Consider the following 16,117-nt stretch of genomic DNA (forward strand, 5'->3'; position numbering starts at 1 on the left):
CGACGCTGAGCGGGCAGGGAACCCGTGTGGGCGACAGCGGTTTGACCATCGAGACGATCAGGCACCTCCACTGCACGGTCATGCGCGCCAGCGGCGTTCTCGATCATGCGGGACGGGTCAGGTTCAGCGCTCGCATCAACGCCGTGTGGGACTGGTCGCCGGGTCCGATCCTCGTGTTCGACCTGGCCGAGCTGGAGTTCTTCGACTCGTCCGTCATCGGCGTGCTGGCGATGGCCATGCAGCGCATGGAAGAGGAGGGCAGCGGCCGGATCATCGTGATCCGTCCGTCCGACCACCTGCTGTCGGCGCTGCGGCTGACGGACCTGCTGACGCACGTGGAGCTGCGTGACACCGTCGAGGAGACGGTGGCGGAGCTGATACTGCGGCCGGGAGAGCGCGCCGCCACCGAGCCGGACGTACTCTCACCCCCTCCCGCGCCGGACGTCTCGGGTCACAGCCCGTAGGTCTCCAGCAGCCGCAGCCAGATCTCGCTCACCGTCGGGAACGACGGCACCGCGTGCCAGAGCCGGTCGAGCGGCACCTCGGCGGTCACCGCGATGGTGGCGGCGTGCAGCAGCTCGGCCGCGCCCGGCCCGGCGAACGTGACGCCGAGCAGCACCTTCCTGTCCTCGTCCACGATGGCCCTGGCCTTGCCGCGGTAGCCCTCGCCCAGCAGGTACGCCCCCGCGACCGCCGCCATGTCGTAGTCGACGACCCGGATCCGGAAGCCGTCCGCGCGTGCCATCGCCTCGGTGCGGCCGACCGCGCAGACCTGCGGGTCGGTGAAGACGACCTGCGGCGCGCCGTAGCCGTCGGCGAGGTCGCGCATGGCGGGCAGCTCGTCGCCCCGCGCCCGCGCGGCGATCACGTCGCCGCAGATCCTGGCCTGGTACTTGCCCATGTGCGTCAGGAGCGCCCGCCCGTTGACGTCGCCCACGGCGTACAACCAGCCGTCCGCGACCCCGGTGGCCCGCATGCTGTCGTCCACCGGAACCGTCGCGCCGTCGGGCAGGCCCACCGTGTCCAGCCCGAGGTCGCGGGTCGCGGGGTGGCGGCCGGTCGCCACCAGCAGTTCGTCCGCCTCCAGCGGCGGCCCCTCCGCCAGGTGCACGGTCACCTTGCCGCCGGGCTCGGGACGTTCGACCCGGACCGCCTCGGTGTGGGTGCGCACGTCGATGCCCTGCTCGGCGAACGACTCGGCGAGCAGTTCGCCCGCGAACGGCTCCATGCGGTTGAGCAGCCCGCCGCCGCGCACCAGCATCGTGGTCTGCCGCGCGCCCAGCCCGTGCATGGCCTGCGCCATCTCGCAGGCGACCACGCCGCCGCCGATCACGGCCAGCCGGCCGGGGATCGAGGTGGCCGCCGTCACCTCGTGGCTGGTCCAGGGGGCCGCCTCGGCCAGACCGGGGGTCTTCGGCACGGCGGCGGTGCTGCCGGTGGCGATCACGACGGCCTGACGGGCGGTTAGCACGCGCTCGTCGCCGGTCTCGGTCGTGACGCGGACCCGCCTGGGCCCGTCGAGCCGGCCCCGGCCGCGGACGAACTCGGCCGGGACGCTGCGCACCCACTCCACCTGGCCGGAGTCGTCGTAATCGGACACGGTCCGGTCGCGCCGGGCGAGCACCGCGGTCACGTCGATGGGCCCGAGCGAGAGCCCGGGGACCCGCGCCACCTCGCCCGCCAGATCGATCGGCCGCAGCAGCGCCTTGCTCGGCACGCACGCCCAGTAGGCGCACTCGCCGCCGGCCAGCCGCTCCTCGACGATCGCCGCCGTCAGGCCGCCCCGTACGGCCCGGTCGGCGACGTTCTCGCCCGCGGGCCCCGCGCCGATCACGATCACATCGAACTCGTCAGCCACCCCTGCCTCCACAACCACTCTGTCCGGCTCTCCATGCGATGCTTTCACGCCCGGCCCCCTGGGCGTCGTTCGCCATGGCGTACCGCGCACGTCGCGGCGCGTTAACCCGAGAGTCGTAGCGTGCCCGCATGACTGATCGTCACCCCACCTCGGTGCCCTTCCGGCAGCGTACGGAGGGCTATCACACGTTCCGGATCCCGGCGGCCGTGGTGACCGGGGCCGGTACGGTGCTGGCCTTCGCGGAGGGGCGGCGGGGTTCGGCCGCCGACTCCGGGCACATCGACCTGGTGCTCAAGCGGTCGTCCGACGGCGGCCGGACGTGGGACGAGGCGCGGGTGGTGGCGACGGAGCCGGGCCGCGGCACGGCCGGGAACCCGGCCCCCATGGTGCTGGACGACGGCAGGATCGTGCTGGTCTTCGTCCGGCAGGGCGCGGCGGCCACGGAGGCGAAGATCCGGCGCGGCCAGGTCGAGCCGGCCGCGGGACGCCGGGTGTTCGTGCAGGTCAGCGCAGACGACGGGGTCACCTGGTCGGAGGCGCGCGAGATCACCGGGAGCGTGAAACGGCCGGAGTGGCGCTGGTACGCGACCACCCCGGGGCACGCGCTCGTGCTGCGTCAGGGCGCGCACGCCGGACGTCTCGTCGTGCCCGCCAACCACTCGCTGCCGCCCACCGGCCAGGACGACGGGACCGAGGGCAGGTACAACGGCGGCCACGCGCTGCTGAGCGACGACGACGGCCAGAACTGGCGGATCGGATACGTGGACGACAACCCCGACGGGTACGTCAACGTGAACGAGAGCACCGCCGCCGAACTGCCCGGCGGTCGCCTCTACGTCAACACCCGCACCGACTCCACCGCCCCCGGCACCCGGGCCGACGCCTGCTCCTCCGACGGCGGGCAGAGCCTGGAGTTGCCGTTCCGGCCGCAGGCCGGGCTGGCCGGGCCGGTGGTGGAGGGCAGCGTGTTGTGGTGCGAAGGGCCGGACGTGCTGCTGTTCTCCGGCCCGGCGGCCCCCGACGCGCGGGCGCTGATGACCGTGCGCGCCAGCGACGACCACGGCGTCACGTGGCGGGTGGCGCACACGGTGTCGGGCCTGCCCGCCGCCTACTCCGACCTGGTGCGAGTGGACGCCGACACCGTGGGGCTGCTGTTCGAGACGGGCGACTTCGGGCCGTACGAGAGCATCGCCTTCCGCCGCATCCCGGTCTCCGAGCTGGCCGCGTCCACCGGGTAGCCGGTCACCGCTCGGCGGCCGTGTCGGGGTTGAGCACGTTGAGCACCATGATCAGGCCGTGTACGACGTCGTCCTCGGTGCGCAGGTGCGACAGGTGCACGGTCAGCGGGGCCGGCCGGCCCCGGCGGTTCACCGCGTCGAGCACCAGCCCCTCCACCTCCTCCAGCGGGTTGGAGCCGTCGGCGAGCGCGGCGCGCAGGCGCGGGAGGAGCAGATCGAGGGGCAGGCCGATGTCGAGCCCGGTGAGCGTCTCGCCCACGGCCTCGTCGGCGCGCACCCCCCACAGCTCCTCGGCCCCGGGGCTCCAGACCACCACGCGCAGGTCGTCGTCGAGCACCACCACGGCGTCGCCGAGGCTGCGCACCACCGAGGAGACGAACCTGTTGACCTCGTCCAGTTCGATCGTGCGGGCCGTCAGGGCGTCGTTGATGTGCTGGAGCTCGTCGTTGGTGGACTGGAGCTCCTCGTTCATCGTCTCCAGTTCCTCGTTGGTGGACTGGAGTTCCTCGTTGGTGGTCTCGAGCTCCTCGTTGGTGGACTGGAGTTCCTCGTTGGTCGTCTCCAGCTCCTCGTTGAGCGACTGCAGCTCCTCGTAGGCCTGTTCGAGCTGGTTGTTGGCCTGTTCGAGTTCGTCCCTGAGCTTGCGGTAGCGGGTGACGTCGTAGAAGTGGATGCCCATCCCGACCAGGTTGCCCGAGGCCAGCAGCGGGACGACCGACACGTCGAAGACGCCGGCCCCCGCCGAGCCGACGCGGTGCCAGACCACCTCCTGCAGCTCGACCGGGCGCAGGTCGTGGCGGGCCTGCTCGATGACCGAGCGCAGCTCCACGGGACGGTAGGAGACCTCGAGGTCCTGGAAGGGTCGGCCGACGTCGCGCGGGTTGAGGTTGAACAGGGCCTCGGCCTTGGAGTTGGCCAGCGCCAGGTTGCCCGACACGTCCACGACGATCTGGGCCACGGGGCCGGAGGCCAGCGCCACGGACGCCAGCGTCGGCAGGCGCGAGGCCAGGTCGGCGGCGGCGCCGGTGACCGACCACGGCGCGCGGTGGTTGTGGCCGGCGGTCCTGATCTTCCTGAACAGCCGCATGCGCAGGTCCACCGGCTCGAACTTGTCGCTGTGGTTGAGCAGCATCTCCGCCTTGCCCAGGAAGAGGAACCCGGGGTCGGACAGCGCGAAGTGGAAGCGCCGGATGATGTTGAGCTGCATCTCCGTGTTGAAGTACATCAGCGTGTTGCGGGCCAGCAGCAGGTCGACGCGGGAGATCGGCGCGTCGTGGGTGAGGTCGTTGCGCCCGAAGATGAGCTGGCGGCGCATGTCGCGGCGGAAGGTGAAACCGTTCTCCACCGGCTCGAAGTAGGTCTCGCGCAGGTCGATCGGCAGGTCGGCGAGCGAGCGGTCGGTGTAGGCGCCGGCCCTGGCGACCTGGAGCGCCTTCTCGTCGAGGTCGGTGCCGTAGATCTTCACCCGGTCGCGGAAGGCGTCGATGCCGAGCTCCTCGGCCAGCACCATGGCGACCGTGTACGCCTCCTCGCCGGTGGCGCAGCCGGCGCTCCAGACCCGGATGGGCTGGCCGGCCGGCTTCTGGTCGAGCAGCGCGGGGATGACCAGCTCGCGCAGGCGCTGCCAGGCGGCGGCGTCCCTGAAGAAGCCGGTGACGTTGATCAACAGGCTGTCGAAGAGCCGGGTGAACTCCTCCGGCTCGAATTCGAGCAGATCACGGTATTCGCCGTAGTCGTGCAGCTTCAGCGCCTCAAGCCGGCGGGCGATCCGCCGGATCAGGGTGTTGCGCTTGTATCCCGTGAAGTCGAACCCGCGTGTCTCCTTGAGGAGCAGGAGGAGATCGTCGAATTCACGCTCTTCCTGTGTCGTCACAACGGCAGCCTACGCCGGTCCGGCCTGCTCACCCGCGCATCCGCGGGTGATCGCCGTGACCGATGCCCGATCGCAGCATGCGAATGATGTTCGGGGCCGCCGCCGGCGGGGTCAGGGAGCGGCCGGCGGCACCGGCTCGTCGCGGGTCAGGATCGAGCGTGCTTCCGACAGGCTGTGGCGCAGGGCCAGCAGGCTGTCGTCGCAGCGGCGGCGGGCGCTGAGCAGCCGGGTGCGGGCCTCGGTGGTGCGGGTGAGCCGGTCGTTGAGCGCCTGCTGCTGGTTCAGGGCCCGCTCGCGGAGCGTGCGCGAGCGGTAGATGGCCGTCGGCAGCCCGCTCGTGTCGGGCTCGGCCTGCGGCGCGGGCGGGTGGGGCGCCGGCCCGGACGGGTCGGCCGGCGACGTCCGGCGACGCGAGCGGTGCCGTTCCTTGCCCCCGGCGTGCGCGCGTGGCACGGCCCGCAGGCGCGGCAGGTGCCGGCGGCCGACGGACGGCTCGTCGGTCCGGTACTCCTCGACGCCGGCGGCGGCCAGCGCCTCGGGCATGCTGGCGAACACCGGGATCGGCTCCGTGGAGCGCTCGGCCATCAGCGCGACGAGCCGGTGCAGCGACGGCCGCGGCTCGGCCAGCGCCAGGTGGCCGCCCGACCCGCGGAGCGCGCGGTGGGTCCTGGCGAGCAGTTCGAGCCCGTTCAGGTCGCAGAACCACAGGTCGCCCGCCGCCACCACCACCCGTTTCACGGGGGTCTGCGGCAGCGGGTCGAGGAAGGCCGCCAGCACGGGTTTCGTGGTCGAGTCGAGCTCTCCCGTGAGCGCGATCACCAGGGTGGTGTCGTCGATCGGGACGAGGCGTACCGACAGTTGCATCATGGCGAGCCCCCTCTTTCTGGCCGAGGCGCGTTCGGGTGGGGCCGCGCCCGGCAGATTTCCAGCTCGGACCCATCCTCGCGCCTCGTCGCGCAAAGGGCCAGGCGATTCGGCATTCAGGCAGGCCCCGGATCGACGAGCGGATTGGGCAGGGTGGTCCAGCGGTCGCCGGGCGGGGCGTCGTCCAGGCGCGCGAGCAGGTGCGCCTTGGCCGGGAGGCGCTCGCCGAGGAGGGCGGCCCGGTCGGCGCGTACGTCCGGGGTGTCCGGCAGCGTCTCGGACGTGTGCCGGGCGGCGGCGGCCACGATCGCCCAGAGCCGGGACTCCACGGCGCGCTCGCGCCGCCCGAAGACGGCGACCAGGCTGCCGAACGTGGTGCCGACCAGCGAGCCGAACAGCTTGGCGCGCAGCACCGCCGGGTCGTCGTCGAGCAGCCTGGCGCTCACCGGCGGCGGCTCGATGCCGTTGCGGGCCAGCCGGGCGGGGCTGATCCGCACGTCGGCCAGGTCGCGGTAGACCAGCCGGGACGGCAGCCCGTCCGGGCCGAGCACGACCAGCAGGTTCTGCCCGTGCGCCTCCAGGGCCACGCCGAGCGCCAGCATCCCCAGCGTGCCCGTCAGGGCCAGGCGGGCGAAGACGGCCAGCCAGGCGGCCGGGTCGCGGGCCGTCGCGAGGGTGACCGCCGCGACGGGCAGCACCGTCCCCGGCGGCGTGGGCTCGCGGAGCAGGACCGACAGGTCGGCGCTGGGCGCGCCGCCTGTCGCGCCGGCGGCCCCGGCCAGGTAGCGGGCGATGCGCAGCGCCCCGCCGCACCGCGCGGCCACGGTGGTGAGCAGGGCCGACAGCGGGACGCAGTCGCGTACCGAGCCGGGGGAGATGTCGCGGACCCCCGAGGTCATCCGCGTGGTGAACGCCGTCTTCAGGTGCGGGCCGCCGTCGAGCGGGGCGAGCGTGCGCACGGACATGAGCGGGCGGGCCGGGACGACCCCCGTGGCGTACGGGCGCAGGCCGAGCGCGGGCAGCACGTGCCGGGTCTGCCACGGGTGCACGGGCAGCAGCAGCCGGTCGCCGTCCACGAGGGAGCCCGGCCACGGGCCCGACACGAGGCACTCGCGCAGCGGCAGCGCCAGCAGGTCGAGGGCGACGGTGGGGCGGTGCTCGGGCATGTACGCGAGCTGCTCGGCCACGGAGACGCCCGGCCGGTTGCGGCACCCCGGGTGATAGGGATGGCCGTCCACCACGCTCTGCTCGTGCTCCTCCGGGGTGGCGGCCGGGCGAGGGGAGGCGCCGGCGCGTGACAACGCCAGCGAGGCCACGCTGTTGTCGAGGTCGGAGACCAGGCGCCCGGTGCCGGGCAGGCCGAGGTCGGCCAGCAGCCTGGCCGGGTGGGCGCGGGGCCGGCCGTCCAGCCACAGGACGGGCTCCTCGCCGAGGTCGTACGGCCGGCGCTCCCGTCCGGTCAGCTCGCGCCCGCCGGGCAGCAGCACGCGGGACGGCCCGGCGGCGGTCAGGCCGGGCAGCGGCTCGTACAGCAGGCCCCGCCACAGGCGTCCGAGGACGGCGGCCCGCGCGCCGGGGAGCGCCGCCTCGTAGCGGGCGCGGAGATCGGGCCGCACGCGGCTCAGCTCGGCGGCGAACTCCGCCTCTGCACGCCTCATACGACTCACCTTTCCCGGTAACCAGCCTGATAGCTACGCTGTGGGCACCAAGGGGGGCCGACGGGTAGGAGTAGGGTCGCCATGGCATCTACCGACGGCCTCCCTCCCGCTCCCGCGGCGGATCGCGAAGCCGAACCGCTCGCGGTGACCGCGCTGCTGAACTGCCTGATCCGGGAGGTGGCCCGGCCCGCCGAGCCCGGGGTCTTCCTGCTGCCCGCGACCGGCCGGCTGCTGCGGGTCGGCGGCGCGCGCTTTCCGGCCGTCCCCGCCCTGCGCGCTCCGGACGGCTGGGTCCCGCTGTCGCTGCCGGAGCTCGTCGCCCTGACCGCGGCCGAGCTGCGCGCGGGCACGGGGGTGGCCAACGACGCGCTGCCCGCCGAGATCCTCGACAGCCGGGCGGTCACCGCCGCCCTGCTGGCGGCCAGGAGCGCCGCCGCGCCGCCCGGCGACGCGTACCTGCGCTCCGAGCAGGCCCTGGTGGCGGGCCATCGCTACCATCCCGCGCCCAAGGCCCGCGGCGGGGGCGGACCGGAGTCGTGGTTGCGGTACTCGCCCGAGGCGCGGGCGAGCTTCGCCCTGCCGCTGCTCGGCGTGCCCGCGGGAGACCTGGTGGGCGACGGCGACACCGGCGCGCTGGACCGGCTCTGCGGCCCGCCGGGCGACGGGCTGGTCCCGCTGCCCGCCCACCCCTGGCAGATGGAGCTGCTGGACGGCTCCCGGGCGGGGCCGGGCGGCGGGCGGCTGCGCCACCTGGGCGAGACCGCCGCCACCGCGGTGGCCACCGCGTCCGTCCGCACCGTGTACCTGCCGGAGGCGGACCTGTTCTGCAAGTTCAGCCTCGACGTGCGGATCACGAACGACGTCCGCCGCCTGTGGCTGCACGACCTGCGCCGCCTGTCGCTCGTCGCGGCCCTGGTGGACGTGGCCTTCGACGACCTGCCCGCCCACCTGCCGCGCCCGTCCGTGCTGCGCGACCGCGGCTGGCGCGGGGCCGAGCTGGACGGCGACGGAGGCGAGGCGCTGGCCGTGATCGTCCGCGACGGGCTGGGCGAGCACCTGCGCCCCGGGCTGACCGCGCTGCTGGCGGCGGGCATCAGCGAGGGCTTCCCCGGCAACCCGCTCGACGGCCTGGACGCGGATGCGGCGCTCGAATGGTGGCGCCGCTACCTGGAGCACGTGGTGCCGCCGGCCCTGCACGCGTACCTGCGGCACGGGGTGGTGCTGGAGTGCCACCTGCAGAACGTGCTGATCGCGGTGGACGATCGCGGCCTGCCGGGGCAGGCGCTGTTCCGCGACCACGAGGGGGTCAAGCTGGTCGCCGAGCGGCACCCGGGGCTCACCGCGCCCGTGCTGGACGGCGTGCGGGCCTGGGAGCGGCTCGTGTACTGCCTGCTGACCAACAACCTCTGCGAGATCGCCGGCGCGGTCGGGGCCCGGCATCCCCGGCTGCGGGACGAGCTGTGGGCTCGGGCCAGGGCCGTCTTCGCCGAGGCGGCCAAGGAGTACGGCGACCCGCCCGAGCTGCGCGACCTGCTGTCCGCCACGCACGTCCCGGCCAAGGCGAACCTGCTGCTGCGCTGGCTGGACGCCGACGGGGCGGCCATGCGCTGGGTGCCCATCCCGAACCCGCTGCGACCGCACTCCGGCGGCGCGCCCTGACGCGCCGGCCTCACGCGCCCTCGTGGGGGCGCAGCGCGCGCAGCAGGTCGTGGCGGGTGCAGGCGGCGGTGCCGCGGCGGCGTACGACGACCCCGGCCGCCGCCTGGCCGGCCTCCGCGGCCTGCTCGGGGGTGGCGCCGGCCGCCAGCCAGAGCGCGAACGCGGCCGTGTGGGCGTCGCCCGCGCCGGCGGCCATGTGCCGGGGGGCGGGCCGGGCGTGGGTCCGGTACGGCGGGCGGCCCGCGCGGTGCAGCAGCGTGCCCTCCCCGCCGAGGGTGGTCACCACCATCGCGGCCCCGGTCAGCTCCAGCAGCCGCGCCGAGCGGCCCGTCAGGTACGCGGCCCGGTCGGCCACGCCGTCCCTGTCCCCGTCGCCGAGCAGGCGGACGGCCTCGGCGTAGTCCGGCAGCACGGCGGCCGGCGCGCAGGGCCGCCATCTGGCCACCCCGTGCGCGTCCACGACCAGCAGCGGCAGCCCGGCCAGCGCCAGCCGCACGGCCCGGGTGCACACCCCTCCGCCGTAGTCGCAGGCGATCACCACGTCGGCCGTCGCCAGGGCCGCGGACATCCGTCCGAGCAGGTCGCGCTCGGCCGCCTCGGGGATGGGGTGCTGCTCGCCGTGGCCGGCGGTGTGCCGTCCCGGGACGGTCAGCAGATCGGCGGCCACGCCGAGCAGCCGCAGCGAACGTTCCAGCCGCGCCGCCCGGGGGTCGTCGCCCACCACGCCGACGAGCCGGGCGCGCGCTCCGAGCGCCACCAGGTTGACCGCGGCTCCGGCGGCGCCGCCCGGCGCGTCCTCGACCGGCTCCGCCCCGGGTGCCTCCCGGCCGCGCGGCCACGAGCCGGGCAGGACGTCGCCGACGACCACGGCGTTGATGACCCCAGCTATGTCCATGTGGGGCGATTACCGGTAAAAGACCAGTTCAAACCAGCGTGCTCGGTAGTTAACCGGGAAAACGCGCGGGTAGCGAGGCGCTGTGCACGGGGCGCGCATCCGGGCGGCGCTGCCCGCGCGACGTCTCGGTGGACATGGTGACGGAGCAGGTGGTGGACCTGCCCCGCGGACCCGCTCTGGAGGGACGATGACCGACCGAGCCGTGCTCGACGAGCTGCGACAGGCCATTGACGAGGTGTTCGACGGGCGGGAGCGGGTCGCGATGCGGGAGCTGTACGCCCAGGCGTCCCGGCACGTGGGCCTGCCGGCTGACCTGCTGACGCACCTCAACGAACTGCCCGAGGGCGCCTACGACCGGCGGGAGCTGATCGAGGCGATCAACGAGGTGATCGTCCGCAGGGGCGAGCAGGACACGCTCGGCCTGCTGGAGGTGCCCGGCCGGGACTTCGCGGACGAGGACGAGGGCCCCGATCTGATGCGGTAGGCATAGCGGGCGGTGCCAGGGGGCGTCTCAGAGAATGATGTCGATTCCCCCTGGAGGTGACCATGGACGCCGCGGACGAGCAACGCTTCCGCGAGTTCGTCGATGCGCGTTCTCCCGCGCTCATGCGCCTCGGGTTCCTGCTCACCGGTGGTGACCAGCACGCGGCCGAGGATCTGGTGCAGACGGCGCTGGCGAAGCTGGCGGCCCGATGGCGGCGGGTGGCCGCGCCGGAGGCGTACGCCAGGCAGATCATGTACCGGCAGCAGGTGAGCTGGTGGCGGACGAGCGCGCGGCGGGGCGAGGTGGTCCGGGAGAGCCCGCCCGAGCGGGAGGAGCGCGACGCGCACCACCAGAGCGAGTTGCGCCTGGTGCTGCGCTCGGCCCTGGCCAGGCTCACCGCACGCCAGCGCGCGGTGCTGGTGCTGCGCTACTTCGAGGACCTGCCGGAACAGGAGGTGGCCCGGGCGCTGGGCTGCTCCGTCGGCACGGTCAGGAGCACCGCGCACCGATCGCTGGCACGTCTGCGCGAGATCGCGCCCGAACTGGCACTGGACCTGGAGGTGACCGCGTGACCCGGCTGCTGCGCGACACGATGGAGGAGTGGGCCGGCGAGGCCAGGGTGCCCGCCGGACTGGCGGATCGGGCGCTACGGAGGCGCGCCTGGACGCCGTACGGTGCGGCGGTGCTGGTGGCGGCCATGATCGCGGCCGTCGCGGTGTTCGTCACGGGGCAGCGCGCGCCCGAGCCCGCCGTGCGCCCGGCCGCCGGCATCGAGCTGCCGGCCAGGCCGTCCCCCGCTCCGGCGGACGTGCGCGCTGATCTTGAGCACAGCCCGCCGGCCAGCCTCATCGCCGCCGGGGGGCTGGCGGTGTCGGCGTATTACGTGACCGAGGTGGAGCGCCCTCAGGACGCCCCGCCCAGGACCCGGCGGACCTGGTCGCTGTACGACCCGCGCACCGGCGGCTACGAGCGGACCGCGTACGCCTGGGTGGACGTCGCCCCCGGGCTGCAGGTCGCGGCCGTGATCGAAGGCGACCTGCTCGGCCGGCGGGTGGGCGTGCTGGACCTGAACACCCGGCAGATGCTCGGCTGGTTCGAGCTGGAGCACTCGGTGGGCGCGGTCGCGTGGTCCCCGGACGGCACCAAGATCCTCGCGACGGCCTACTCCGGCTACCCGGATCTCCTTCAGGGCGAGGGCGACGAGATCGGCCCGCTGATGAGGGAGAGCCCGCGCATCGGCTACTACGTCATCGACGTGCCGGCGGGCACGTCCGGCTACCACGAGCTGAAGCCGCTGCCCGGCCTGCTGAGCCGCGCGGAGGTGAGCGGGAACGCCCGCCAGGACCTCGGCTGGAGCCTGGACGGCGAGCTCATCTGGAGCCCCACCAACACCAGGCCCGACCGTCTCTTCTACACCCTCGACGGCCAGGAGCGCCCGGCGCCCGACGGCCAGCGGTACGTCGCCTACTCGCGGGCCTCGGCCACCTCGCCGGACGGCCGTCTGGTGCTCGGGGAGGACGGCCTGCCCACGAAGATCACCGAGGCGGCGACGGGGAAGGTGGCGGGCCGCCAGCGGGTGCTGCAACTGCACGCCTGGGCGGACGACGACAACGTGATCGCGCTGGGCTGCGCCGGCAAGTGCGCGGACGAGTTCAACGGCGGCCCGGTGCTGGTCAGCGTGGACGGCTCCAGGATGGTGCAGCTCGGCCTCAACCGCCGCAGCGGCGGCGAGGGCGACTACCGGTGGGTGCTCACCCCCAGGTGAGCCGGTGGAGGTTAGCCCGTAGAGGGGGGACGGCCCGCGCCCGGGAGGGGGATCGGGCGCGGGCCGTCACTCGGGAGAGGTCACTGCCTGCTGATGCGGACCGCGTCGGCGATCACGTAACCGGTGCCCGAGGTCCAGCGGCTCACGCCGACCACGTTGTAGGTGCCGGCGTTCAGCGAGAACGAGCCGATGCTGCGCCAGGCCCCACCGCCCGAGCGCTGGTCGACGTAGACGGTCTGGTTGCCGCCGGACGTCGCCACGATGTACGGGGCCGAGCTGTTGTACCCGGGATCGGCCGGGTACCAGACCTCGACCTGGTAGGTGCCCGCGCTGGGGATGGTGGCGGAGTACCAGGCCGGGTCGCTGGCGGCGAGCGGGTCGGCGAAGCGGTAGTCGGCGCCGTAGCGCTGGCTGGAGTAGGCGGAGGTGCCCCAGTTGGCGCTGGCGGTGAACTGGCCGGAGGTGGTGTTGTCCACGGTGGTGGTCCACGAGGGGGTGCCGCCGTCACCGGTCACGTAGTTCATGTACGTGGTCCAGTTCCAGTTCGAGCCCGGGTCGGTGTGGGTCGCGCCGGGGACCTCGTTGTGGCCGACGATGCCGGTGCGGGTCTTCGGGATGCCGTACTTGTCGCAGAGGTAACGCGTCAGCGCGGCCGAGGACCGGTACATGGCGTCGGTGAACCACGAGGCGTCGTTGACGAAGCCCTCGTGCTCGATGCCGATGGAGCGGTTGTTGTAGGTGGAGTTGCCCGCGTGCCAGGCGACGTCCTTGTCCCGGACCATCTGGGTGACGGCGCCGTTGGAGGACTTGACCACGTAGTGCGCGGAGACCTGGGCGCTCGGGTTCTGGAACCAGGAGATGGTTCCGGCGTACGAGCCCTGGGTGACGTGGATGACCACCCGGTCGATGTTGTAGCTGGTCTCGCGGCTGGAGACGCGGTAGTTGCTGGAGCTGGCCGCCACCCACGCGGCCGGCGGGTAGTCGGTGCTGGCGATGGCGACCGGCGCGTCGGCCTGGTCCCCGGCCTGCTTGCCCGCGCGGGCGTTCAGGTCGCGGGTCTTGGCGTACTCGCCGCGGTCGGCGGTGACCTCCTGCGCCTCGACCTGGACGCCGCGCAGGTCGATGCCGAGGCCGAGTTGCTCGTAGACCGCGTCGGCGTACAGGCGGGCCAGCTCGGGGGAGGAGGCGTTGCCGTACTTGGCGACGGCCTTGTACCAGCGGCCGGCGTCCTTCCTGGCGCTCTCGTCGAGGCCCAGTTCGTCGGCGAGGGCGCGGAGCACGGCCGCGCCGCCGAGGACGTTGGCCGCGTCGTCGGACTTGAGCCGGCCGGCGGGGAGCCTCGTGAGCTCGGCGGCCTTCTCGAGCGAGTGGTTGGTCGGGTTGCTGACCAGGTGCATCACGCCGTAGCCGTTGCTGGCGCTGGGTTCGCCGTTGTGGCCGTCGAGGTGGGTCTCGGCGTAGGCCAGGGCGACGAGCAGGTCGCGTGGCACGTCGTGGGCGGCGGCGGCCTGGGTGAAGGCCGCGGCCAGCGGGGATTCGTCCACCGCGACCGCGCTGGTCTGCGACCAGGCGGGCTGGCCTGCGGTGAGGGGGAGGAGGGCGAGGATCGAGGTGGCGAGGGCTGCTAATCGCGTGCGGGCGAGAGTCATGGGGTGCTCCTCGTTCACAGGTGACGGCAGCACGCTACGACAAGATTCTGACTAATGTCGATAATTGACATTACTTCGGAGTTAAGTGAAACTTCTCGCCCCCGCCGGGCTCCGCGGTGACCTCCGATGTTTGTGAAGACTATTGCGCTTTCCTCTCGATGCGCTGAAACTTCCCTTCGTGACCGCGCTTCCGCGTACCGTCCTGGCCGTCCTGGCGCTGCTCACCGCCGCGCTCGTCAGCCCATCGCACTCCTCACCCGCCGCTGCCGCCGCCTGCACCACCGACCCCGCCACCCCGAAGCGGCAGCTCAGAGCCATGTGGATCTCCTCGGTCGCCAACATCGACTGGCCCAGCCGCACCGGGCTGAGCGTGTCGGCGCAGCAGGCCGAGTTCCGCGCCTGGCTCGACCTGGCCGTGGCCAAGCGCATGAACGCCGTGGTCGTGCAGGTCCGGCCGACGGCGGACGCGTTCTGGCCCTCGACGTACGAGCCCTGGTCGCAATGGCTGACCGGCACCCAGGGCGGCAACCCGGGCTACGACCCGCTGGCCTTCATGGTCAACGAGGCCCACGCCCGGAACCTGGAGTTCCACGCCTGGTTCAACCCGTACCGGATCGCCAACCACGACGACCCGTCCAAACTGGTCGCCACGCACCCGGCGCGGCAGCACCCCGGCTGGCGCTTCGCCTACGGCGGCAAGCTCTACTACAACCCGGGCATCCCCGAGGTGCGCGACTTCATCGAGGACGCGATCATGGACGCCGTCTCCCGCTACGACGTGGACGGCGCGCACCTCGACGACTACTTCTACCCGTATCCGGTGAGCGGGCAGAGCATCCCCGACGCGGCCACCTACGCCCAGTACGGCGGCTCGTTCGGCAACGTCGCCGACTGGCGGCGGAACAACGTCAACCTGCTGGTACGCGAGCTCGACCAGCGCATCCACGCGGCCAAGCCGCACGTGTCCTTCGGCATCAGCCCGTTCGGCATCTGGCGCAACGCCGGCACCGACCCGCTCGGCTCCGCCACCTCGGGGCTGCAGTCGTACGACTCGATCTACGCCGACAGCCGCCAGTGGGTCAAGCAGGGCTGGGTGGACTACCTCGCACCCCAGATCTACTGGCACATCGGCTTCGCCACGGCCCCCTACGAGGTGCTGACCGCCTGGTGGTCCGACGTGGTCAAGGGCACGGGCGTGCAACTCGTCGTCGGCCAGGCCGCCTACCGCGCGGGCGCGTCCGGGCAGGACGCCGCCTGGCAGGACCCGGCCGAACTGAGCGACCATCTCCAGGACAACCGCAAGCATCCCGAGGTCGCCGGCGACATCTTCTTCAGCGCCAAGGACGTCAGGGCCGACCGGATCGGCGCGTTCACCCGGGTCGTCAACGCCCACTACACCAAGCCCGCGCTGCTGCCCGCCCGCGGCTCCGCCGCCGCGCCCGCCGCTCCCGCGATCACCTCCGCCACCCGGGGGACGAACGGCGTCCAGCTCTCCTGGACGGGCTCGGCCGCCTCGTACGCCGTCTACCGGGTGGACGGCACACCCTCGGCGGCCGACCCGTGCTTCTTCGCCGACGCCCGCAACCTGGTCGCGACGACCAGGCAGAGCACGTTCACGGACACGACGGCCACCGGGTCGGCGTACACGTACTACGTGAGCGCGCTCAACCGCACCCACCAGGAGAGCGCGCCGAGCGCCGGACGGGCCGTCGGCACCGGCGGCGGCGACACGTTCAGCGTGGTGATCGACAACGCCGACACCGGGTTCGCCGCGAGCACCGCATGGGGCACCTCGGCCTTCTCCACGCAACGGCACGGCACCGACTACCGCTTCGCCGAACCGGTCGCGGCCAGCGATCCCGCCTGGTTCCGTGCGGCCGTCCCGAGCGCGGGCAGCTACCGGGTGGAGGTGTGGTATCCGGCCGACGCCGGGTACAACAGCGCGACCCCGTACGTCGTGGCGGCCTCCGGCGGGAACCGCACGGTCACCGTCGACCAGCGCACGGGCGGCGGGGCCTGGCGCGACCTCGGCACGTTCACGCTGAACGCCGGCACCTACAACGTCGTCGGCGTGAGCCGCTGGACCTCCACGACCGGGTACGTCATCGCCGACGCCGTCCGCATCACCAGGCTGTGACCGGCTACCCGATCGGGGGTGGGCAGACACGGCGGGT

At 73.3% G+C, this 16,117-nt stretch carries 13 protein-coding genes; 7 read left to right on the forward strand and 6 right to left on the reverse strand.

What is annotated here, in order from left to right:
* The first annotated feature begins 26 nt into the window (after window positions 1–26).
* Window positions 27–464: an STAS domain-containing protein gene (locus FAF44_RS22440; protein WP_237105188.1), complete on the forward strand. Its 438-nt coding sequence runs from the start codon at window positions 27–29 to the stop codon at window positions 462–464.
* On the opposite strand, the gene FAF44_RS55875 is transcribed toward FAF44_RS22440, so the two are convergent.
* Window positions 452–1,858, reverse strand: a complete 1,407-nt coding sequence (locus tag FAF44_RS55875) for an NAD(P)/FAD-dependent oxidoreductase (RefSeq protein WP_237105189.1) — start codon at window positions 1,856–1,858, stop codon at window positions 452–454. The two genes, FAF44_RS22440 and FAF44_RS55875, sit on opposite strands and share 13 nt — an antisense overlap.
* A gap of 128 nt (window positions 1,859–1,986) precedes the next feature.
* Here FAF44_RS55875 and FAF44_RS22450 point away from each other — a divergent pair, with 128 nt between their 5' ends.
* Window positions 1,987–3,096 (forward strand): exo-alpha-sialidase, encoded by a 1,110-nt coding sequence (locus FAF44_RS22450; RefSeq protein ID WP_237105190.1) that lies wholly within the window; start codon window positions 1,987–1,989, stop codon window positions 3,094–3,096.
* 4 nt (window positions 3,097–3,100) lie between these two features.
* Here the strand turns inward: FAF44_RS22450 and FAF44_RS55880 are convergent, their stop codons facing one another.
* From FAF44_RS55880 to FAF44_RS22465, 3 genes are all read right to left on the reverse strand, one after another.
* Window positions 3,101–4,969: a CheR family methyltransferase gene (locus tag FAF44_RS55880; RefSeq protein ID WP_237105191.1), complete on the reverse strand. Its 1,869-nt coding sequence runs from the start codon at window positions 4,967–4,969 to the stop codon at window positions 3,101–3,103.
* A 111-nt stretch (window positions 4,970–5,080) separates the two neighbouring features.
* Entirely contained in the window at window positions 5,081–5,836 is a 756-nt protein-coding gene (locus tag FAF44_RS22460) for an STAS domain-containing protein (protein WP_237105192.1), read from the reverse strand.
* A gap of 113 nt (window positions 5,837–5,949) precedes the next feature.
* Window positions 5,950–7,491, reverse strand: coding sequence for an IucA/IucC family C-terminal-domain containing protein (locus tag FAF44_RS22465; RefSeq protein WP_237105193.1), 1,542 nt, complete (start codon window positions 7,489–7,491; stop codon window positions 5,950–5,952).
* An 81-nt stretch (window positions 7,492–7,572) separates the two neighbouring features.
* Here FAF44_RS22465 and FAF44_RS22470 point away from each other — a divergent pair, with 81 nt between their 5' ends.
* Window positions 7,573–9,150, forward strand: coding sequence for an IucA/IucC family protein (locus FAF44_RS22470; RefSeq protein ID WP_237105194.1), 1,578 nt, complete (start codon window positions 7,573–7,575; stop codon window positions 9,148–9,150).
* 10 nt (window positions 9,151–9,160) lie between these two features.
* Here the strand turns inward: FAF44_RS22470 and FAF44_RS22475 are convergent, their stop codons facing one another.
* On the reverse strand, window positions 9,161–10,045 hold the full coding sequence (locus FAF44_RS22475; RefSeq protein WP_237105195.1) for a PfkB family carbohydrate kinase: 885 nt from the start codon (window positions 10,043–10,045) through the stop codon (window positions 9,161–9,163).
* A gap of 187 nt (window positions 10,046–10,232) precedes the next feature.
* Between FAF44_RS22475 and FAF44_RS22480 the strand changes: the two genes are divergently transcribed.
* From FAF44_RS22480 to FAF44_RS22490, 3 genes are all read left to right on the forward strand, one after another.
* On the forward strand, window positions 10,233–10,529 hold the full coding sequence (locus tag FAF44_RS22480) for a hypothetical protein (RefSeq protein ID WP_237105196.1): 297 nt from the start codon (window positions 10,233–10,235) through the stop codon (window positions 10,527–10,529).
* Between the two features lie 62 nt (window positions 10,530–10,591).
* Complete coding sequence (locus FAF44_RS22485; RefSeq protein ID WP_237105197.1) at window positions 10,592–11,101, forward strand: SigE family RNA polymerase sigma factor; 510 nt, start codon at window positions 10,592–10,594, stop codon at window positions 11,099–11,101.
* Window positions 11,098–12,294, forward strand: coding sequence for a hypothetical protein (locus FAF44_RS22490; RefSeq protein ID WP_237105198.1), 1,197 nt, complete (start codon window positions 11,098–11,100; stop codon window positions 12,292–12,294). Before FAF44_RS22485 ends, FAF44_RS22490 begins: the two co-directional genes overlap by 4 nt.
* An 80-nt stretch (window positions 12,295–12,374) precedes the next feature.
* On the opposite strand, the gene FAF44_RS22495 is transcribed toward FAF44_RS22490, so the two are convergent.
* Window positions 12,375–13,943, reverse strand: coding sequence for an N-acetylmuramoyl-L-alanine amidase (locus tag FAF44_RS22495; RefSeq protein WP_237105199.1), 1,569 nt, complete (start codon window positions 13,941–13,943; stop codon window positions 12,375–12,377).
* Window positions 13,944–14,121: 178 nt separating this feature from the next.
* Here FAF44_RS22495 and FAF44_RS22500 point away from each other — a divergent pair, with 178 nt between their 5' ends.
* A complete protein-coding gene (locus tag FAF44_RS22500; protein WP_237105200.1) occupies window positions 14,122–16,080 on the forward strand; it encodes a family 10 glycosylhydrolase in 1,959 nt (652 codons plus the stop codon).
* Window positions 16,081–16,117 lie beyond the last annotated feature (37 nt).

This window comes from Nonomuraea sp. MG754425 (assembly GCF_021699195.1).
GTDB lineage: Bacteria > Actinomycetota > Actinomycetes > Streptosporangiales > Streptosporangiaceae > Nonomuraea.